Origin of the sequence: Nonomuraea dietziae (assembly GCF_014195505.1) — a bacterium.
GTDB lineage: Bacteria > Actinomycetota > Actinomycetes > Streptosporangiales > Streptosporangiaceae > Nonomuraea > Nonomuraea roseola.
Genome location: NZ_JACIBV010000001.1, coordinates 7573965 through 7593440 on the forward strand (window position 1 = coordinate 7573965; position 19476 = coordinate 7593440).

Annotated in this window: 21 protein-coding genes; 12 read left to right on the forward strand and 9 right to left on the reverse strand. The window is 69.6% G+C overall.

Annotation, left to right across the window (positions count from 1 at the left end; translation table 11 throughout):
- The first annotated feature begins 10 nt into the window (after positions 1 to 10).
- The gene (locus FHR33_RS36070) at positions 11 to 499 is read left to right on the forward strand and encodes a VOC family protein (RefSeq protein ID WP_183657570.1); all 489 of its coding nucleotides are present in this window, start codon (positions 11 to 13) and stop codon (positions 497 to 499) included.
- Positions 500 to 503: 4 nt separating this feature from the next.
- On the opposite strand, the gene FHR33_RS36075 is transcribed toward FHR33_RS36070, so the two are convergent.
- The gene (locus FHR33_RS36075; protein ID WP_183657573.1) at positions 504 to 698 is read right to left on the reverse strand and encodes a hypothetical protein; all 195 of its coding nucleotides are present in this window, start codon (positions 696 to 698) and stop codon (positions 504 to 506) included.
- A gap of 45 nt (positions 699 to 743) precedes the next feature.
- Here FHR33_RS36075 and FHR33_RS36080 point away from each other — a divergent pair, with 45 nt between their 5' ends.
- Both FHR33_RS36080 and FHR33_RS36085 read left to right on the forward strand, forming a co-directional pair.
- Positions 744 to 938 (forward strand): DUF3046 domain-containing protein, encoded by a 195-nt coding sequence (locus FHR33_RS36080; RefSeq protein ID WP_183657576.1) that lies wholly within the window; start codon positions 744 to 746, stop codon positions 936 to 938.
- A 31-nt stretch (positions 939 to 969) separates the two neighbouring features.
- Positions 970 to 1506 carry an AAA family ATPase gene (locus FHR33_RS36085; protein ID WP_183657579.1) on the forward strand — a complete coding sequence of 179 codons (537 nt, stop codon included), beginning with the start codon at positions 970 to 972 and terminating at the stop codon, positions 1504 to 1506.
- Here the strand turns inward: FHR33_RS36085 and FHR33_RS36090 are convergent.
- Both FHR33_RS36090 and FHR33_RS36095 read right to left on the reverse strand, forming a co-directional pair.
- Positions 1484 to 1804, reverse strand: a complete 321-nt coding sequence (locus FHR33_RS36090; RefSeq protein WP_183657581.1) for a DMT family transporter — start codon at positions 1802 to 1804, stop codon at positions 1484 to 1486. The genes FHR33_RS36085 and FHR33_RS36090 overlap by 23 nt on opposite strands.
- Before the next feature lie 12 nt (positions 1805 to 1816).
- Positions 1817 to 2170 (reverse strand): DMT family transporter, encoded by a 354-nt coding sequence (locus tag FHR33_RS36095; RefSeq protein ID WP_312895876.1) that lies wholly within the window; start codon positions 2168 to 2170, stop codon positions 1817 to 1819.
- Positions 2171 to 2224: 54 nt separating this feature from the next.
- Here FHR33_RS36095 and FHR33_RS36100 point away from each other — a divergent pair, with 54 nt between their 5' ends.
- Positions 2225 to 2650 carry a MarR family winged helix-turn-helix transcriptional regulator gene (locus tag FHR33_RS36100; RefSeq protein WP_183657585.1) on the forward strand — a complete coding sequence of 142 codons (426 nt, stop codon included), beginning with the start codon at positions 2225 to 2227 and terminating at the stop codon, positions 2648 to 2650.
- On the opposite strand, the gene FHR33_RS36105 is transcribed toward FHR33_RS36100, so the two are convergent.
- A complete protein-coding gene (locus FHR33_RS36105) occupies positions 2633 to 2902 on the reverse strand; it encodes a hypothetical protein (protein ID WP_183657587.1) in 270 nt (89 codons plus the stop codon). The two genes, FHR33_RS36100 and FHR33_RS36105, sit on opposite strands and share 18 nt — an antisense overlap.
- 236 nt (positions 2903 to 3138) lie before the next feature.
- Here FHR33_RS36105 and recA point away from each other — a divergent pair, with 236 nt between their 5' ends.
- The 4 genes from recA to rny all read left to right on the forward strand — a co-directional run bounded on the left by recA (position 3139) and on the right by rny (position 10242).
- Positions 3139 to 4245, forward strand: a complete 1107-nt coding sequence (gene recA / locus FHR33_RS36110) for a recombinase RecA (protein WP_183657590.1) — start codon at positions 3139 to 3141, stop codon at positions 4243 to 4245.
- Between the two features lie 13 nt (positions 4246 to 4258).
- Positions 4259 to 4381: a hypothetical protein gene (locus tag FHR33_RS52095; protein ID WP_281388204.1), complete on the forward strand. Its 123-nt coding sequence runs from the start codon at positions 4259 to 4261 to the stop codon at positions 4379 to 4381.
- A 2446-nt stretch (positions 4382 to 6827) separates the two neighbouring features.
- On the forward strand, positions 6828 to 7511 hold the full coding sequence (recX, locus tag FHR33_RS53450) for a recombination regulator RecX (protein WP_246453384.1): 684 nt from the start codon (positions 6828 to 6830) through the stop codon (positions 7509 to 7511).
- A gap of 1111 nt (positions 7512 to 8622) precedes the next feature.
- The gene (rny, locus tag FHR33_RS36120) at positions 8623 to 10242 is read left to right on the forward strand and encodes a ribonuclease Y (protein WP_183657592.1); all 1620 of its coding nucleotides are present in this window, start codon (positions 8623 to 8625) and stop codon (positions 10240 to 10242) included.
- Between the two features lie 135 nt (positions 10243 to 10377).
- On the opposite strand, the gene FHR33_RS36125 is transcribed toward rny, so the two are convergent.
- The 5 genes from FHR33_RS36125 to FHR33_RS36145 are packed head-to-tail and all read right to left on the reverse strand — an operon-like array spanning position 10378 to position 15528.
- On the reverse strand, positions 10378 to 12207 hold the full coding sequence (locus FHR33_RS36125) for a S9 family peptidase (protein WP_246452291.1): 1830 nt from the start codon (positions 12205 to 12207) through the stop codon (positions 10378 to 10380).
- 38 nt (positions 12208 to 12245) lie between these two features.
- Entirely contained in the window at positions 12246 to 13160 is a 915-nt protein-coding gene (locus tag FHR33_RS36130) for an amino acid ABC transporter permease (RefSeq protein ID WP_183657596.1), read from the reverse strand.
- Positions 13157 to 13825: an amino acid ABC transporter permease gene (locus FHR33_RS36135; protein WP_183657598.1), complete on the reverse strand. Its 669-nt coding sequence runs from the start codon at positions 13823 to 13825 to the stop codon at positions 13157 to 13159. Before FHR33_RS36135 ends, FHR33_RS36130 begins: the two co-directional genes overlap by 4 nt.
- Positions 13826 to 13885: 60 nt before the next feature.
- Entirely contained in the window at positions 13886 to 14764 is an 879-nt protein-coding gene (locus FHR33_RS36140) for a glutamate ABC transporter substrate-binding protein (protein WP_183657600.1), read from the reverse strand.
- A 14-nt stretch (positions 14765 to 14778) separates the two neighbouring features.
- Positions 14779 to 15528 carry an ATP-binding cassette domain-containing protein gene (locus tag FHR33_RS36145; protein WP_183657602.1) on the reverse strand — a complete coding sequence of 250 codons (750 nt, stop codon included), beginning with the start codon at positions 15526 to 15528 and terminating at the stop codon, positions 14779 to 14781.
- Positions 15529 to 15652: 124 nt separating this feature from the next.
- On the opposite strand from FHR33_RS36145, the gene miaB reads away from it, so the two are divergent.
- The 4 genes from miaB to FHR33_RS36165 all read left to right on the forward strand — a co-directional run bounded on the left by miaB (position 15653) and on the right by FHR33_RS36165 (position 19388).
- On the forward strand, positions 15653 to 17125 hold the full coding sequence (gene miaB / locus FHR33_RS36150; protein WP_183657605.1) for a tRNA (N6-isopentenyl adenosine(37)-C2)-methylthiotransferase MiaB: 1473 nt from the start codon (positions 15653 to 15655) through the stop codon (positions 17123 to 17125).
- Between the two features lie 257 nt (positions 17126 to 17382).
- Positions 17383 to 17592, forward strand: a complete 210-nt coding sequence (locus FHR33_RS36155) for a hypothetical protein (protein ID WP_183657608.1) — start codon at positions 17383 to 17385, stop codon at positions 17590 to 17592.
- Between the two features lie 331 nt (positions 17593 to 17923).
- Positions 17924 to 18499, forward strand: coding sequence for a hypothetical protein (locus tag FHR33_RS36160; RefSeq protein WP_183657611.1), 576 nt, complete (start codon positions 17924 to 17926; stop codon positions 18497 to 18499).
- A gap of 157 nt (positions 18500 to 18656) precedes the next feature.
- Positions 18657 to 19388, forward strand: coding sequence for an isocitrate lyase/PEP mutase family protein (locus FHR33_RS36165; RefSeq protein WP_183657614.1), 732 nt, complete (start codon positions 18657 to 18659; stop codon positions 19386 to 19388).
- Positions 19389 to 19476 lie beyond the last annotated feature (88 nt).

Genomic DNA, 19476 nt, shown 5'->3' on the forward strand with positions numbered 1-19476 from the left:
GGTGAGCGACGTGACCATCGACCATTCGGCCATCGAGGCTGATCGCGAGCGCATCAGGCGGCAGTACCTCCTCCCGCACCGTCCCTCGAGCAGTGCGCGCGGCCTGCACCACTTCGCGCTGCTCTCCTCCGACGTGGAACAGACCATCCGCTTCTACCAGGACCTCCTGGAGTTCCCGCTCACGGAGATCTTCGAGAACCGCGACTACAAGGGGTCCAACCACTTCTTCTTCGACATCGGCAACGGCAACCTGCTGGCCTTCTTCGACTTCCCCGGCCTCGATCTCGCGCCCTACCAGGAGGTCCTCGGCGGGCTGCACCACATCGCGATCTCCGTGGACCCCGCCACGTGGGAACGGCTGAAGGGCAAGCTGGAGATGGCCGGCGTGCCGCACCAGATCGAGAGCGGCGCCTCCATCTATTTCAGGGACCCCGACGGCGCCAGACTGGAGTTGCTCGCCGACCATCTTGGAGAGATGTACGGCTCGCGCGTGCTGTAGACGTCTATCTCCTCGACGCCCTGCGATCGCGCGGCCTGCCCTGCCGTGGTTGCCGCTTCAGGCCCGCGTGCCGTTCGGCGCGGTCGGCCTTGTCCTTCTGTACGGCGAGGCGCAGCTGGAGGAGCAGGCTGCGGCGACGCTCCCGATGTGTCCTGGCGGTGGCTGACGGCTTGGGAGCCGATTTGGGGGTTTTCGCCATGAGGCTTGTCCTACCCATTCGGCGGCGGGTTCCATACTTGGTGGCATGCGCCTGACCGAGTTCTGGAGACGGATGCGCGCCCACTTCGGCGATCCCTACGCTGAGTCGTGGGCCCGCGACTACGTGATCGCGCCCCTGGGGGGACGAACGGTCGAGCAGGCGCTCGCGCAGGGCGTGAGCGCGAAGGAGGTCTGGCGGGCGGTGTGCCAGGTGGAGGACGTGTCGAGCCGCCTGCGCTGAGCCGGCCGTGCAAGGGGAGGGAGCACGGCCGATGACGTTCGTCGTGGTCACGGGCGGGCCGGGAGCGGGCAAGAGCACATTCATCTACGGGCTGGAGGCGGCGGGCTTCCGCCGTACGGAGGAGGCCGGCCGCGCGATCATCCAGGACCAGGTCGCGATCGGCGGCCCCGCCCTGCCCTGGCTCGACCCCGTCCTGTTCGCCGAGATGATGCTCCAGTGGGAGCTGCGCTCGCACCGCGCCGCACAGGACGAGGAGGGGCCCGTCTTCTTCGACAGGGGAGTGCCCGACGTCGTGGGCTACCTGCGTCTGGAGGGGCGGCCGGTCCCCGCGCACGTCGACGCCGCCGCGAAGAGCTTCCGCTACCACCACGAGGTCTTCGTCGCGCCCCCGTGGCCGGAGATCTTCGAGAACGACGCCGAGCGCAGGCAGACGCTCGAGGAGGCCTCCCTGACCTACGACCGGGTCACGGAGGCGTACCTCGACTACGGCTACTCGCTGGTCGAGCTGCCCCGCCTCACCGTACGGGAGCGGGTCGGATTCGTGCTCAGACACCTGCGGAGAGCTTGAGCAGCACGATCCCGCCGATGATCGCGGCGAAGGACACCAGCTTGGCGGCGGTGATCCGCTCCTTGTAGATCAGCGCGCCGAGGAGCACGGTGCCGATGGAGCCGACGCCGGTCCAGATGGTGTAGCCGACACCCACGTCGAGTGTCCTGAGCGCCAGGCTGAGGGTGAAGATCCCGCCGGCCGCCGCCATCAGTGTGAAGACGGACGGCCACAGCCGGGTGAAGCCCTGCGTGGCGTTGGTGCCGAGCGCGAAGGCGATCTCGAAGACGATCGCGATGGAGAGATAGATCCAGGCCATGACGGTCACTCCTCAGACTGTGGTGGAGGGGGAGAGGCGGTCGGCCAGCTTGAGGCCGAGGACCCCGCCGATGATCAGAAGGAAGGCCAGCACCTTCCACGCGCTCAGCGACTCACCGAAGATCACCGTGCCGAACACGACGGTGCCGACCGAGCCGATGCCCGTCCAGACGGTGTAGCCGACACCCACGTCGAGTGTCCTGAGCGCCAGGCTGAGGAAGAAGATGCCGCCCGCCGCGGCGGCCACGGTGAGCAGGGAGGGGCCGAGCCGGGTGAAGCCCTCGGTGGCGTTGGTGCCCAGGGCGAAGACCACCTCGAAGACGGCGGCGATGAGAAGGTAGGCCCATGCTTGAGTTCTTGTATGCACATACATATTCTGTGCATACACATAGAATGGATGTCAACACGGGAGGAGAGACAGATGGCGACGCTCGACGACGACATGTGGGTCGGAGTGGTACGGCTGCACGCCAGAGTGGAGCACGAACTGGCCGCAGCCCTGCAGCGGCACGGCCTCGGCCTGTCGGAGTATCGCGCGCTGTGCCACCTGTCGACGGCCAGGAGCGGCGAGCTGCGCATGCAGGAGCTGGCCGACCTGCTCGGGCTCAATCAGAGCTCCGTCACCCGCCTGGTCGGACGGCTGGAGGCCGCCGGGCTCACCCGCCGTGACCTGTGCGCCAACGACCGCCGGGGCGTCTACACCGTCATCACCGAAGCGGGGAGGGAGCGGAAGGACGGGGCGAGCGACCTCTACGAGCAGACGCTCACCGCGGCCCTCGACCGCGCCGCCTCCGACGGCCTCACGGCCACGGTGTCCGCGCTGCGGGAGTCATTCGCCGTCGGCTAGGACCGCCGCGACCGCGCGTACCGTCCCTTCGAGGTCGTCGGACGTGCCGTGGCCGCCGGGCGACCACAGGAAGACCCACGCCGACGTCGACGGCGTCGCGAAAATGATCGTCTGCCGGCCCGTGCGCGGATGCCAGACCCACAGCACGGGATCGTCTCCACCGACCATGCGCCCGACGAGCGCGTGGGCGGGGAGCAGCTCGGCGAGCGCCTCCAGTTGGGTACGCCGCTGCCCGGTGTAGGTGCTCGTCACGTCGCCGCCTCTCGACCCTTTTCCCAAGGATCTCCCCAGCTCAGCGGCCATGGCAACACGCCCGGCGTAATGTCAGGGAATGTCTGGCGACTCGGCGTGTTCGGGGCGCCATCGAACAGCCGTTCGGCTACTATGAAACTCGCCGAACCGCTTCCTGCAGGCTCGGCGGAAAATTGTCGGTCCCACCGCGTAGCTTTCACTCGACCGACCAGACACGACCCTCCAGGGGAGTTCCCATGGCTATCAACGACCGCGAGAAGGCCCTTGAGACTGCCCTCGCACAGATCGAGCGGCAGTTCGGCAAGGGCTCCGTCATGCGCCTCGGCGATGACGTCAGGGCTCCCATCGAGGTGACGCCGACCGGTTCGATCGCACTCGATGTCGCGCTCGGCATCGGCGGCTTCCCCAGGGGCCGCATCATCGAGGTCTACGGTCCCGAGTCCAGTGGTAAGACCACGGTCGCGCTGCACGCGGTGGCCAACGCGCAGCGGGCGGGCGGCATCGCGGCGTTCATCGACGCCGAGCACGCCCTCGACCCCGAATACGCCAAGAAGCTCGGCGTCGACACCGACGCCCTGCTCGTCTCCCAGCCCGACACCGGTGAGCAGGCGCTCGAGATCGCCGACATGCTGATCCGCTCGGGCGCCGTCGACATCATCGTCATCGACTCGGTCGCGGCCCTGGTGCCCAAGGCCGAGATCGAGGGCGAGATGGGCGACAGCCACGTCGGTCTCCAGGCCCGTCTGATGTCCCAGGCGCTGCGCAAGGTCGCCGGTGCGCTCAACAACACCGGCACCACGGCCATCTTCATCAACCAGCTGCGCGAGAAGATCGGCGTCATGTTCGGCTCGCCCGAGACCACGACCGGTGGCAAGGCGCTGAAGTTCTACGCCTCGGTCCGCCTCGACATCCGCCGCATCGAGACGCTGAAGGACGGCACGGAGGCGGTCGGCAACCGCACCCGCGTCAAGGTCGTCAAGAACAAGATGGCGCCGCCCTTCCGCGTCGCCGACTTCGACATCCTCTACGGCGTGGGCATCTCCCGCGAGGGCGGCCTCATCGACATGGGTGTGGAGCACGGCTTCGTCCGCAAGTCCGGCGCCTGGTACACCTACGAGGGCGACCAGCTCGGCCAGGGCAAGGAGAACGCGCGCAACTTCCTGCGCAACCACCCCGACGTGGCCAACGAGATCGAGAAGAAGATCAAGGAGAAGCTGGGTGTGGGGCCGCGCGTCGACGCCCCCGCCGAGGCACCCGCGGCCCCGGCTGCTCCTCCGGTCGCCGCCGCGCCCTCCGGCCGTGGTTCCAAGGCCGCCGCCACGCCCAAGCCCGGTGACGTCTGATCCGGTCTGAGGCATGAGCATGTCGCCGGCCCCCGTCCCACGCCCGAACCCCGTCGCCCCCCAGAGGGAGGGCGGGCCCACCGCCAACGACCACGAGCAGGCCGAGCACCCGACCTCGGAACGGCACGGTGTCTGACGTGAGAGCGGAAGCGAACGACGAGGGCAGGGGCACGGCCGACATGACGCCCGGGCCCGACGTCAGCGGGGCATCGACCGGCACGACGAGCGATGGCCAGGCTGCTGGCCGCCCGGCGCCGGGCGGCCGTGCGGAAGCGGCCCGTGCGGAGGCGGCCGGTGCGGCCAGTGGTAGGGCCGAGAGCTCGGACGGCACATCGGGTCGGCCCGGTGGCGGAGCGGACGGCCCGTCGGCTCACACCGGTCTGGGCGAGGGTGCGGCCCCCGTATGGGGTGAAGAAGGCGCAGCGGCCACCCGAAGCTGGGGACAGGACGTCACAGAGGCCGACGCCGGCTGGTCCGCCAACGCCCCGTCGACCGCAGAGGGCTGGACCACCGACAACCCGGTGACTCGGGACGGTTGGACCACCAACGACTCGGCGCCCCAGAGCGGCTGGGGCTCGAACGCGCCCCCCGGTGGCTGGGGGTCGCACGACGCGACGCCTCAGAACGGTTGGGGTTCGCAGGACGCGTCGGCCCGGGAGAGCTGGGGCCTGGGCGGCGGGCCGGCCGATGACGGCGGCGGCTCGGCAGACAGCACCTGGGGCGGGGAGCGCTCGGCTGCTGGCGTGTGGAGCTCGGGTGGATGGGGCCCTGGCGACGAGGCGGGCCAGGGCGCTTGGTCCCGCGTCCCCGACGGCGTCGCCGACCTCGCCCGCCCAACCCGTGCCCGCAAGAGCCGCAGGGCGTCACGGGACACGGAGGACGACGGCCCGATCTGGCGCTTCGAACCGACCAGCCGTTCCCCATGGTCGTCAACGGCCACGACAAGCGACCACGCCCCTGAACCTCGGGCAACCACTGGACCTCGGCAGGTAACCGAGCCTCGGGAAGCCACCGAGCCTCGGCAGGTCACCGAGCCTCGGGCAGCCGCCCAGCCGTGGGGGGACACCTCCGACCCTCGGGCCGCAGTCGCCGAACCTCGGGCAGCCATCCCTCCCTCGGAGGACGCCTCCGAGTCTCGGACGGACAGCATCGAGCCTGCCGCCGCAGCAACCTCTCGGCCGAGCGCCTCATCCGTAGGACACGCTGCTGGCACAGGTACCTCGTCGAAGACGCAGCCCCGTGAGGCGGACCCGTCGCCGAGAGAGCAGTCCGCGTTGGGACAGTCGCCTGCTACGGGAGAGCGGCCGACGCCGGAACGTGTCTCCGGGGGTGATTCGCCGACTTCGGAAGGTGTCTCTCAGGGAGGGCGGCTGGCTCCGGGAGGCGTCTCTGCGGGAGGATGGCCGACTTCGGAGGGCGTCTCTGCGGGAGGGCGGCCGACTTCGGAGGGCGTCTTCGCGGGATCCTCTGAGCATTCGTCGTCCCCCAACACATCCGACGAGGGCGACGACAGACCGCAGGCAGACAGCGGTCATCCGCAGACACCCGATGCCCTCCCGACTGCCTCCGAGGGCCGGCTTCCCGATGACGCCCGGCCTCGAACCGATCACCGAGAGAGCCAGGCCGCCGAACCCGGGCGTGATGCCGAGCTTCGGGGTCGTGAGACCGAAGGCGCTGGACGCGGAATCGACCGTCGGGGGAACGAGGCCGGCGGGCATGGACGCGACGCCGACCATCCTGGGGCGTCCCGCGACTGGGGCGCGTGGCCGGACGTCGCCCGGCGCACGACCCGTCCGAGGCGCAAGGTGCGTGAGCGCGCTTCGGGGGTGGAGGGCGAGTGGGCCATCCCTGAGGGAGGTCTCGGCTCGGGCGACGACGGCGGTCGGTCACACGGCTGGCTGGACTCCGGTGACGATGGCGGCGGGCCGTACTCGGGGCTCGCTTCCGGCGATGACGGCGACCGCCCGCAGCGCGGCCTGGCCTCCGGTGACGACGGGTCGACCACCCGCCGTCGCCCGCGCAGAGCCACTCGCCGCGCCAACACCTCCCCTCGGGACGTCGGCGACCCCTTCGACTCGACTGGAGAGCCCCCCGAATGGGCGCGTGATCAGGCTGCCCCGACCAGCCGGCCAGCCGATCACCTGGGGAGCTCGTGGGCTGCTCCGAGCGGTCAGCCAGCTGACCAAGCCCAGGGCTACGCGGGCGCTCCCACCGGCCAGCTGTCCGATCATTCCCAGGGCTACTTGGCGGATCCGAGTGGTCAGCCAGCGGACCAAGCCCAGGGCTACGCGGGCGCTCCGACCGGCCAGCTGTCCGATCACTCCCAGGGCTATTCGGCGGCTCCGAGCGGTCAGTGGGCTGATCGGGCCCAGGGTTATGTGGGCGCTTCGACCGGTCAGCCGTTCGATCACTCTCAGGACGATCGGGCCGCTTCGACCGATCCGCCGGGTGACGGCTTCGAGGGTCATCCGGGTGCTGCGGACGGTCCGCAGGGTGATCGGTTCCAGGGCTATTCGGCGGCCTCGAAGCGTCAGCCCGAGGACGACTCACGGCGCTATGAGGACTCCGCTCCCACCACGGGGCTGTTCAGTGACGGCTCGGGAGGCTACGGGAGTCGGGAGGGCGATGAGGGTTCGGAGGGTGAGGGGTCTCGTGAACGGCGACGCTCGGGTGGGCGGCGCGGTGGCGGTGGCGCGCGCCGGGGCTCGTCGAGGAGGCGTTCCGGAGGGCCGGATGGGCCCGACGAGGGTTCAGGGGGTGCCTCGGGTCCTCCGGCGAATCCCGAATCGGTTGCGAGGGCGATCTGTCTGAGGCTGCTCACCATGGGGCCCAAGACCAGGGCGCAGCTCGCCGAGGCGTTGCGGAAGCGCGAGGTGCCCGACGAGGCCGCCGACGCCGTACTCGATCGGTTCACGGAGTTGGGTCTGATCAACGACGAGGCGTTCGCCGAGGCGTGGGTGGACTCACGGCACCACGGGCGAGGGCTGGCCCGGCGAGCGCTGGCGGCCGAGCTGCGGCACAGGGGGGTCGACAGCGACACGGTCAACGAGGCCGTGGAGCGGGTCGACTCCGACCAGGAGGCGGACACCGCCCGCAGGCTGGTGGAACGCAAGCTGGCCTCGACGCGTGGGCTCGACGCGCAGGTCCGCACCCGACGGCTGGCGGGGATGCTGGCGCGCAAGGGGTATGGCGCGGGGCTGGCCTATCGGGTGGTTCGCGAGGCGCTGGAGAACGAAGGCGTCGAAATCGAGGACGACTTCCCGTAAAGACGGGATGACCTTGTCGGGCTCCTCTCCCTGCACGTGTCCGAGCGGCGTCTCTTAGGATCTCTCCATGCCTGCCGTGCGGTCGGCAGGCCTGCCGTGCGGGTCGTCTCGTCTGCGTTGCGGGTAGGCAGGCCTGCTCTGCGGTTGGTGCGCCTGCTTCCCGGTGGTCCCGACTGTGGTGCGGTTGGCATGTCTCTGCGGTCGCTACCTCCGTGCTGCGGTTGGTGCGCCTGCCAGGTGGTCCCATCTGCGCTGCGGTTGGCGCGCCTGCCCTGCCGGTCGCCTCTGTGTGCTGTGGTTGGGATGCCTGCGTTGCGGTCGGCATGTCTGCTCTGTGGTGGTGCGCTTTGGCTTGCCGGTTGTCCCGTGTGTGCTGCGGTTGGCATGCGTGTTCCACGGTGGAGCGTCTGCCTTGCGGTGGGGATGCCTGCGTTGCGGGTGGGCATGCGCGCTCTGTGGTGGTGCGCCTGCCTTGCCGGTTGTTCCGTGTGTGCTGCGGTTGGCATGCGTGCTCTGCGGTGGGGCGTCTGCGTTGCGGTGGGGATGCCTGCGTTGCGGCGGACGCGTTGGAGATGGTGAAGCCTCTCGCCCGGAAGGGTCGGCATGGCTGCATTGCGGTCGGCGGGGCTGGGCTGCCGGGCGGGGACCGGCTGTGCCTCCGGTAGCCGGAAGCCGCTGCCCGCCGAAGCGGGGCGCGCGTGGGGCCTCGAGAACTCTTCGGGCGGTCGCGGGAATGGGGCGTCAGGATCGAGTTAGCTGGGTAAATGAGGGCGTGTCGGCTATATCCGGCAAGATCGTACGGTTTGTGTTCGATTCGACGGTAGGGCGCGCTTGACAGCACGTCTTTGCTTGCCCGTTACCTCTTCGACGCATAACCTCGACGGCAGTGAGGAGTTACTCCGCGCAGTGCGGATTGCCATACCGGTGAACTACGGACGAGCGAGCTCGATTGACCCAGGGAAGGCAAGGCGTCGGCTGTTCAGTCGGTGCCGCGTCTGCCTTGGCTTGATATTTGTCCTGGTGGCGACACCGTTGGGGCGATCTGTGCTGCGCGCGTGACCCCTCCTGGAGCGTTTGGGCACATCTATGACGCGAGGAGGGCGGGGCGCACATGGAGACGCCTGTCGTGGTGCTGGCGGTGGCAGTGCTCCTGCTGGCATGCGTGATGATCGTCGCGTTTGTCATACTCCTGCGCCGAACCGCCGCGCTGGCTCCGCCACCCGTCTCCCAACCGTCGCCCGATCAGTTGGCCGAGGTGCACAGCGAGCTGGAGGAGGCGCGGCGCGAAGCCGTACTGATCAGGGACAAGGCGCAGTCCGACGCCGGTGAGATCGTGCGCAGGTCGGAGATGGCCGCTGAGAGTGCCGCGCAGATGCGTAAGGAGGTCGAAGAGGAGAGCCGCATCCTCAAGAACGAGCTCAAGGAGTTGCGCTCCGACCTCGAACGCAGGGAGAGCCGTCTGGCCGAGCGGGAGCAGCGCCTCGACGAGGAGGCGCGCAGGCAGGTCGAACGCGCCAGGAAGCTGGCCGAGACCGAGACGGAGCTGGCAGACAGGCGCGAGGAGTTGCTGCAGGTCGAGGGTGAGCGCAGGGCGATCCTCGAAAGGGTGGCAGGGCTGACCTCCGAGCAGGCCAAGAGCGAGCTGGTCAGGGAGATCGAGAACCAGGCCAAGCGTGAGGCGGCGCTGATCGTCAGGGAGATCGAGGGCGAGGCCCGCAAGGAGGGCGAGAAGCGGGCCACCAAGATCGTGACGCTGGCCGTGCAGCGCATCGCGGCGGAGCAGACGGCCGAGTCCGTGGTGAGCGTCCTGCACCTGCCGGGTGACGAGATGAAGGGCCGGATCATCGGCCGTGAGGGGCGCAACATCAGGGCGTTCGAGTCGACGACCGGGGTCAACCTGATCATCGATGACACGCCCGAGGCGGTGCTGCTGTCGTGTTTCGATCCGGTGCGGAGGGAGACGGCGCGGCTCACGCTGGAGAAGCTCGTGCTGGACGGACGCATCCACCCGCAGCGCATCGAGGAGGCCTACGACCGCAGCCGCGCCGAGGTGCAGGACCTGTGCGCGAGGGCGGGCGAGGACGCGCTGGTGGAACTCGGCATCACGGACATGCACCCGGAGCTGACGCTGCTGCTCGGACAGTTGAGGTATCGCACCTCCTACGGGCAGAACGTGCTGAAGCACCTCATCGAGTCCGCGCACATCGCCGGGATCATGGCGGCGGAGCTGCGCATGAGCCAGTCGCTGATGAAGCGATGCGCGCTGCTGCACGACATCGGCAAGGCGCTGACGCACGAGGTCGAGGGCAGCCACGCGCTGATCGGCGCGGAGATCGCCAGGCGGTACGGCGAGCACGAGGACGTCGTGCACGCGATCGAGGCGCACCACAACGAGGTCGAGGTGCGCACGGTGGAGGCCGTGCTCACCCAGGCCGCCGATGCGATCAGCGGCTCCAGACCGGGCGCCCGCCGCGAGTCACTCGAGGCGTACGTGAAGAGGCTGGAGCGGCTGGAGGAGATCGCCACCTCCTACGAGGGCGTGGAGAAGGTGTTCGCCATGCAGGCGGGGCGCGAGATCCGCGTCATGGTGAAGCCTGACGCCATCGACGACATCCAGGCGCAGGTGATCGCCCGCGACGTGGCCAAGCAGGTGGAGGAGGAGCTCACCTACCCCGGCCAGATCCGCATCACCGTCGTCCGCGAGTCGCGCGCGACAGAGTTCGCCCGCTAGATCCCCTTCTCATCCTGTACGGCACAGCCCAGAAGAGGCCACCGGGGTCACCGGTGACCGCCCGTCGCGCCACGCGTCCTCCAGCGGGACTCCGCTTCCCGCCGCTACGTCGCAACCCTCAGGGAGGGCAGCGGCTCAGTACATGCCGAAGACCTGCTGGTAGAAGGCCAGCTCGGCGGCGAGGGCGGCGGTGCGCGTCTCCATGCGGCGAAAGCCGTGCGACTCGCCCTCGAACGACAGGTACGTGCACGCCACCCCGCGCTCCGACAGCGCGTCGGCGAACGCCGACGACTGCGAGGGCGGCACCACGGGGTCGTCCAGCCCCTGGAGCAGCAGCATCGGGCAGGTCACGCCGTCGGCCAGCGCGAGGGGCTCGCGGCTGGCGTACAGGGCGGGATCCTCGGGGCCGACCAGCCACTCGGTGTAGCGCGACTCGAAGTCGTGGGTGGCGGCGTTGAGCGCGGCGAGCGCGCTGACCCCGTAGTAGGACACCCCTCCGGCGAACACGGAGGACCTGCAGCAGGCGGCCATCACCGTCCAGCCGCCCGCGCTGCCGCCCCTGACCGCGATGCGCGCCGGGTCGGCCAGGCCTTCGGCGGCCAGCCATTCGGCGGCGGCGACAGTGTCCTCGACGTCGACGACGCCCCACTGGCCGCGCAGCCTGTCGCGGTAGGCCCTGCCGTAGCCGGTGGAGCCTCCGTAGTTGACGTCGATCACCCCGATGCCGCGCGAGGTGAAGAACGCCTTCTCCAGGTCGAGCGCGGAGTTGCTGTGCCCGGTGGGCCCGCCGTGCACGAACACCACGTAGGGGGCGGGCCCCTCTGCCGTGGCCTCGGGGTTGGCGGGCCGGTAGAGGAACGCGTGGACGTGCCGTCCGAACTCGCTGAGGAACTCCACGGGCTCGGCGGAGGGCAGGTAGGCCACGTCGGGCAGTTCACCGATGTCGCGCCGCAGCCCCTCCACCCTGCCGGTCACCGTGTCGAGCCTGGCGATCGAGCGGGGGATCGCCGCGCCGTACGCCACTCCGACCAGGGTGGCGCCGTCGGCGGACAGGGCCGGGTCCCACCCTGAGTACGGCACGTCGAGGTCGCGCAGCTCGCCCGTCTCGGGGTCGAGGATGCCCAGCCGCAGGTCGCCCTGGCCGTGCAGGACCGCGAGCCGCCCGTCGGCCAGCACGAGGTACGGCCTGCCGCCCAGCTGCCACAGCGGCCAGGCGAACTCCTCCTCGGCGGGGTGCAGCGCCTGGGAGGAGGTGCCGTAGAGGCCGATCTGGTAGAGGTTCCACCAGCCCGACCAGTCGGAGACCACGTAGAGGTGGCTGTCGTCCTTCCACTGCGGCGCGAGGACCGACTCGGTGGAGCCTCCCTTGACGGTCCAGGAGTTGCCGTCGGCCAGGCGGGTGACGCGCAGCTCGGTGCCGTTCCACGGCATGCGTGGGTGGTTCCAGCAGATGTAGGCCAGGTGCAGGCCGTCGGGGGAGAGGGTGGGGAAGGCGTAGAAGTCGCTGCCGGTCACCAATTCGCGTGGTTCGCCCCCTTCGAGGGGGACCGAGACGATGGAGCGGGTGACCTTGCCGTCGTGCCGTTCGCGCACGCACCACAGGTGGCCTTCACCCAGGTGCAGGTCGGCGTAGCGGGAGCCGTCGTCGGGGGTGAGCGGTGTGGGCTCACCCGAGGTGGCGAGATAGAGGCGCTGGTCGTCGAAGTTGACGAAGACCACGCCACGCGGAGTGACGAGGTAGGGCTGCCCGCCGTACTCGTGGACCCTGGAGCGGGCGTTCCACGGGGCGGGCAGCAGCGAGGTGCGGGTGCCGTCGGCGGCCCTGTGCACGATGGTGGTGCGGCCGCCCTCGTCGGGCCGGTCCTCGGTCCACCAGACCTCGTCACCCACGACGGACGGCCAGGCCAGACGCAGGCCCGAGCTCGCGACATCGGTGGTGGAGATGGGAGAAGGCCAGAGAGGCATAGCGGCATCCTGCCCGAAAACCATGCCTCCCGTGGCCCTTACTCCATCGTCGCCACGGCTTCGGCCCCCGCGCCGCTGCCCGCGCCCGGGCCGACGCCGAGAACCGACGCGCCCGGCGGGGCCACGGGCGGAGCCGCGGTCTTGCGGCTGCGCCTGCTGCGCTTCTCCAGCCAGTTGGCCAGTGCGCTCAGCGCCATGTTGAGACCGATGTAGATGATGCCGATGACGATCGCGGCCGGGATCAGCGAGCCGAAGAAGGCCGCGGGCAGGATCTTGAACCCGGTGTTGAGCAGGTCGACGTAGGCGATGATGTAGCCGAGCGCGGTGTCCTTGAGCAGCACCACCAGCTGGCTGACGATCGCCGGCATCATGGCCGTCACCGCCTGCGGGAGCAGAACCAGGCGCATCACCTGGTTCTTGCGCATGCCGACGGAGTAGGCCGCCTCGGACTGCCCCTTCGGCACGGCGCGCACGCCCGCCCTGACCACCTCGGCCAGCACCGAGCCGTTGTAGAGCATCAGGGCGGTGACCAGGGCGATGAAGGCGTAGTCGCCGCCACCGAAGAGCGAGGGCGCCAGGTAGAAGATGAAGAAGATCAGCAGCAGCAGCGGGATGCTGCGGAAGATCTCGACGACCGCTCCTGCCGGGATCCTGATCCACCGGTGGTCGGAGAGCCTGGCCAGGCCGAACACCGCGCCGAAGATCAGCGCGAGGACGGCCGCGACCGCCGCGGCCCTCAACGTGCCGATCAGGCCGGGGATGATGTAGAACTCCCAGGTCTCGGCCTGGAGGAAGGGCTCCCAGATGCGGCCGTCCCACTGGTTCTTGGCGTCGAAGCCCGCGTAGATGAGATACAGGACGGTCCCGACCAGCACGACGCCGAGGACGGTCAGCAGGGCGTTGCGGACTTTCGCGCGCGGGCCAGGGGTGTCGTACAGGACCGAGGTGCTCATCGGACCACCGCCAGGCGCTGGGAGAGCCAGCCGGTGAAGAAGCCGATGGGCATGGTCAGGATCATGAAGCCCGCCACGATGCCCAGGAAGATCGGGATCGAGGCACCGGTGGTGTCAAAGATCTCCTTCATGTTCGCCGCGGACTCGGTGAGGAGCCCGCCCGCCGTGGCGACCGTCGTGTTCTTGATCATCGCGATGAACACGCTGCCCAGCGGGGCCACCACCGCGCGGAAGGCCTGCGGCAGGATGATCAGCGTGAGCGTCTGGAAGAACGTCAGGCCGATCGCCCTGGCCGCCTCGGCCTGCCCGGTGGGGACGGTGTTGATACCGGACCGCAGCGCCTCGCAGACGAAGGCCGCGGTGTAGGCCCCCAGGCCCAGCGACACGATCCAGAACGAGTTGGTGCGCGGCACACCCGAGAAGACCAGTCCGAGCGTGTCGCTCAGGCCCAGCGCGGAAAAGGCCAGCACCAGCGTCAGCGGCGTGTTCCGTACGACGTTGACGTAGACCGTGCCCGCCGCGCGCAGCACGGGGGTCGGCGAGACGCGCATCGCCACCAGCAGCGTGCCGACGATGAGTGCGAACACCCCGGCCACGAGGGAGAGCTTGATGTTCTCCAGGAAACCCTCGAGCAGCTGAGGGCCATATGTAATTAGTTCGTCCATCGTGCTCCACCGTCGATATGACAGCGGCGGCCGGGTCACCGGCCGCCGCGTCGTGTCTTCCTAGGCGCAACCCTCGGCAGGCGGCGCGCTGTCGGCCAGCTTGAGCCCCTGAATGCCGCCGAACCACTTCTCGAACAGCTGCTTCATGGTGCCGTTCTGCCACAGCTTCGCCACGGCCGCGTTGGCCGCCTCGCAGGTCTTGGTGTCGCCCTTCTTCAGGCCGATGCCGTACTTCTCGTCGGTGAAGCCCTGGCCCAGGACCTTGAACTTGCCGCCGGAGGCCGCCGCCTGCTTGGCGAAGCCCGCCAGGATCAGGTCGTCGGTGGTCACCGCGTCAAGGTTGCTGCCCTGCAGCTTCTGGATGCACTCGGAGTAGTTGGCCGCGTCGACGGGCGTGGCGTCGATGTCGAGCTTGCCGTCCGGCGGCGGGTCGGTGATCCGCTTGTAGGAGTTGGAGCCGGACGCCTTGCAGATCTTCTTGCCCTTCAGATCCGTCGGGGCGTTGATCGAGGTGTCGTCACCGCGCGTCATCACGTCCTGGTGGGCGACGACGTAGGGCCCGCCGAAGGTCACCTTCTGCTTGCGCTCGTCAGTGATGGAGTAGGTGGCGAAGATGATGTCGACCGTGCCGTTGGCCAGGAAGGGCTCACGGTTGGAAGAGGCGGACTCCTTCCATTCGATCTTGACATCCTTGCCGCCGGCCATCTCCTTGAGCACGGCCTTGGCGACGTCAACATCGAAGCCCTCGGGCTCCGCGCCCTTCTTCAGACCCAGACTGGGCTGGTCCCACTTGGTGCCGACCACGACGGTGCCGCCACCCTGCGCCTTCTCGACCACGCTGCCGTAGGTCTGCTCACTGCCGCCGCCGCCGCAGGCCGCCAGGCTGCCTACCAGGACGCCAGCGGCCGCGAGAGCGGCTCCCGCACGTTGGATTCGCATGTGTGACACCTCTTCTAATGCGTAAGAATCTTGGAGAGGAAATCCTTGGCCCGTTCGGTGCGGGCGTTGGTGAAGAACTCGTCAGGGGTGCTCTCCTCGACGATCTGGCCCTCGGCCATGAACACCACCCGGTTGGCCGCCTTCCGGGCGAAGCCCATCTCGTGCGTGACGACCACCATGGTCATCCCGTCACGAGCGAGGGCCACCATGACGTCGAGCACCTCCTGAACCATCTCAGGGTCGAGCGCGGAGGTGGGCTCGTCAAAAAGGATCATCTTGGGGTCCATCGCGAGCGCCCTGGCGATCGCGACGCGCTGCTGCTGTCCGCCGGACAGCTGGGCGGGGTACTTGTCCGCCTGCGCGGCGATGCCCACGCGTTCGAGCAGCTCCATGGCCCGCGCGTTGGCCTTGTCCCTGGCGATGCCTCGCACCTTGACCGGGCCCAGCGTCACGTTCTCGCGGATGGTCTTGTGCGCGAAGAGGTTGAAGGACTGGAAGACCATGCCGACCTCGGAGCGCAGCGCGGCCAGCGCCTTGCCCTCGGCGGGCAGGGGTCTGCCGTCGAAGACGATCTGGCCGCCGTCGATGGTCTCCAGTCTGTTGATCGCCCTGCACAGCGTGGACTTGCCACCGCCTGAAGGACCGATCACGACCAGGACCTCGCCGCGGGAGACGGTCAGGTTGATGTCCTTCAGAACGTGCAACGCCCCGAAGTGCTTATTGACGTTCTCCAGCTTGACCAGCGGAGTCGAGTGGTCCGTCATGGATGACAACGTAGAGGGGTGAGATGCACCGGTCACTAACCGGGCGGTACCGATCCGATCACGGCAGCCTCATTTTACCCTCGGGCGCAAGTGTTGCACGGGAACGCCTACCCTTGAGAGTGCCATGAGGACCTATCAGGTGCGCACCTACGGGTGCCAGATGAACGTGCACGACTCCGAGCGCCTCTCGGGCCTGCTGGAGGACGCCGGCTACGTGCCCGCTCCCGACGGCGAGACCGCTGACGTGGTCGTGTTCAACACGTGCGCCGTCCGCGAGAACGCCGACAACCGCCTCTACGGCAACCTCGGCCATCTGCGGCCCGCCAAGGTGAAGAACCCCGACATGCAGATCGCCGTCGGCGGCTGCCTCGCCCAGAAGGACCAGGGCGAGATCGTCCGCAAGGCGCCGTGGGTCGACGTGGTCTTCGGCACCCACAACATCGGCTCGCTGCCGGTGCTCCTGGAGCGGGCCCGCATCGCCGGCGAGGCGCAGGTCGAGCTCAAGGAGTCGCTCGAGGTCTTCCCCTCGACGCTGCCCACCAAGCGCGAGTCGCCGTACGCGGCGTGGGTGTCGGTCTCGGTCGGCTGCAACAACACCTGCACCTTCTGCATCGTGCCCGCGCTGCGCGGCAAGGAGAAGGACAGGCGCCCAGGCGACGTGCTGGCCGAGGTCCAGGCGCTGGTCCAGCAGGGCGTCCTCGAGGTCACCCTCCTCGGGCAGAACGTCAACACCTACGGCGTCGAGTTCGGCGACCGGCTGGCCTTCGGCAAGCTGCTGCGCGCGTGCGGCGACATCGAGGGCCTCGAGCGCGTCCGCTTCACCTCGCCGCACCCCGCGGCCTTCACCGACGACGTCATCGCCGCCATGGCCGAGACGCCCAACGTGATGCACCAGCTCCACATGCCGCTCCAGTCGGGCTCCGACCGGGTGCTGAAGGCCATGCGCCGCTCGTACAGGGCAGAGCGCTACCTCGGCATCATCGAGCGGGTCCGCGCGGCCATGCCCGACGCGGCCATCTCCACCGACATCATCGTCGGCTTCCCCGGCGAGACCGAGGAGGACTTCCAGGCCACCCTCGACGTGGTGCGCCAGAGCCGCTTCGCCAACGCCTTCACCTTCCAGTACTCCATCCGCCCAGGCACCCCCGCCGCCACCATGGCCGACCAGGTGCCGAAGGGGGTCGTCCAGGAGCGCTACGAGCGGCTGGTCGCGCTCCAGGAGGAGATCTCGTGGGAGGAGAACAAGAAGCAGGTGGGCCGCACTCTCGAGGTGCTGGTCGCCGAGGGTGAGGGCCGCAAGGACGAGGCCACGCGACGCCTGTCCGGACGGGCCGCCGACAACAGGCTCGTGCACTTCGCGGTGGGCGACGAGACGCCCAGGCCGGGCGACATGGTGACCGTCGAGGTCACCTACGCGGCCCCGCACCACCTGGTCGCCGACCGCGCCCTCGGCCTGCGCCGCACCCGCGCGGGCGACGCGTGGCAGGCCCGCCAGGGCGCTCCCGCCCAGGCCAAGGGCGTCTCGCTCGGCATGCCCTCCATCGGCCGCCCCGCGCCCCTGCCCGTCGAGCCCTCCGGCTGCGCCGTCACCTCGTAGGGGACGCCCATCACCTTCGCGTGGACGCCCGTCACCCTCGCGTGGACGCGCGGCCGCTTGGTGAGGGGCGCGCGTCATCTCCGCGAGGAGATGCGGGTCACTTCGTGAGGACGCGTCGTGGGCTTGCGAGGATGTCCCCGTCGTCTCGCGAGGGTGTCCTGGTGTCTCGTGAAGGCTGCCGCGGGTTTCCCGGGAGGCTGCGCCGTCATCTCGTGAGGTCGTCGAGGACCTCGTAGCAGTAGTCGCGCCGTAGGTCCTTGAAGGTCGCGCACGGGTCGGGCAGCGGGCGCTGCGCCCGTGGCTCGACCGGACGCGCGCTCGTGCTGCCCGGAGTGCGCGCCGTCGAGGGTCTGCGCGCCGTCGGAGCCGTGGCCTGCCCGTGGTCGCCCGCCGTCCTGCGCGGCGAGGGCGCCGTCCGGTACGGCGGAGCGGGCACCGGTCTGACCCACCCGCTGCCCCGGGCCTGAGGCGGCACGAGCCTCGCCGCCTCCACGGAAGTTGATATTTCCGGACCAGGGGTAAGCGCCCTTATCTGCGCAGTCTCCGAAATCCTCGGACGATCATCGAAAATCCCGGAAAACGCCAGGAAAACGCCTAGTCCGGCGGTGCCCAGAACCCCGGCCACGCCCGCCACAGGAACCGCCCTGGTCCGCCAACCTGGGCGTATGGGTCCAAGAGTAGACAAGTCGTGATTCCTTCGTGATTGGTGTGCGGGCATTCCACTCCTGCGGTTAGTGTGGTCCATCGCCCGCGGAAGCCATCGCGTTTCCCCCCGATACGACCGCAGGGAGTTCTCTCATGCACGGGCACGTCCCCTCACCGACGGGCCAGCCTGATCAGGATCGCCTGGAGATCCTTTCCGGGCCTGGTCAGGATCGCCGACCGCGAAGGAACAGCAAGCCCCTCGTCATCGCCGCCTCGGCGCTCGTCGCCCTGCTGGTGGCAGGCGGCGTCGGCTTCACGCTCCTGGGCGACGACAGGGCTCAGGGCGGCCCTGCCTCCCGGACCAGTGAGCAGGCCCAGCAGCCAGGGTCCGGATCGGAGTCCGGATCCGAGAACGAGGACGACTCGGGCCCCGGCGAGGACCTCGGCGACTCGGGAGAGTCCGCGGAGGGCGAAGCGCTGCCTGTCGAGAGCGGTGAATCGGCCGAGGGCGACGCCGTCCAAGCCGATCCTCCCGCCGACTCCGACCCTGACTCTGACTCTGACAGAGGGGCCGCGGGCCAGGCCACCGGCAGTGACGGCTCCTCCTCGAAGAACACGTCCAAGGACACATCGAAGGACACCTCCAAGGAGCAGCAGAGCGCGGGGGGCGGTCCGGCCGACGGTCCCGCGGGCGAGGTCGCGGGCCAGTGCGCGGCTGACGGCTGCTGAGGCCGTAAGGGCGGCGGCTCAGGTTCGCCCCGCGGAGGTCGCGCTCGGGTATCGGGTGACTCCCGGGCCGTGGGCGGCTCCCGAGCGGTGGGTGGCTCCCGGGTATGCGAGCCGATTGGACCTTCAGCGCCCGGCGGTCGCGCCGTAGGGTCCCCGCATGACCACCGAGACAGCCACCCGCCTGCGCGACCTCCACACCAGGACGAGCCCGCTCATCCTGCCCAACGTCTGGGACGCCGCCTCCGCCAGAGCCGTGGAGGCGGCGGGCTTCCCCGTCGTGGCCACCGGCAGCTCGGCGATGGCGGCCGTGCTCGGCTACGAGGACGGCGAGCACACCCCGCCGGCAGAGATGCTCGCGGCGGTGGCCAGGATCGTGCGGGCGGTCGGCGTCCCCGTGACCGCCGACATGGAGCGCGGCTACGGTCTCAAGCCCGCCGAGCTGGTCGAGCGCCTGCTGGAGGCGGGCGCCTCCGGCTGCAACCTCGAGGACTCGGGCCGCGACGGCCTCATCGACAGGGAGGAGCAGGCCGACTTCCTCGCCGCCGTCAGGGCGGCGGCAGGTGCCGACCTGGTCGTCAACGCCCGTGTCGACACCTACGTCGCCGGAGACCGCACCACCGCGGACGCGCTGATCAGAGGCCGCCGCTACCTCGAGGCGGGCGCCGACTGCGTCTACCCGATCGGCCTGGCCGACGCCGAGGAGATCGGGGCGCTGGCCGCCCAACTGCCGATCAACGTGCTGTTCCGGCCCGGCGCCCCTTCGCTGGAGGAGCTGGCCGCGCTCGGCGTCGTCAGGGTCAGCTACGGCCACGGCCTGCATAAGGCGGCCCACACCTACGCCGAGGGCCTGTTCGCCGCGGTCCGCGAGGGCCGCAACCCCTACCAGTAGGAAGCCACCCGCCGTGGGGCCGTGCGCCTTGGCGGCAGGAGGGCGCTCGCTCGGGAGGCCGTGCGCCTTGGCGGCAGGAGGGCGCTCG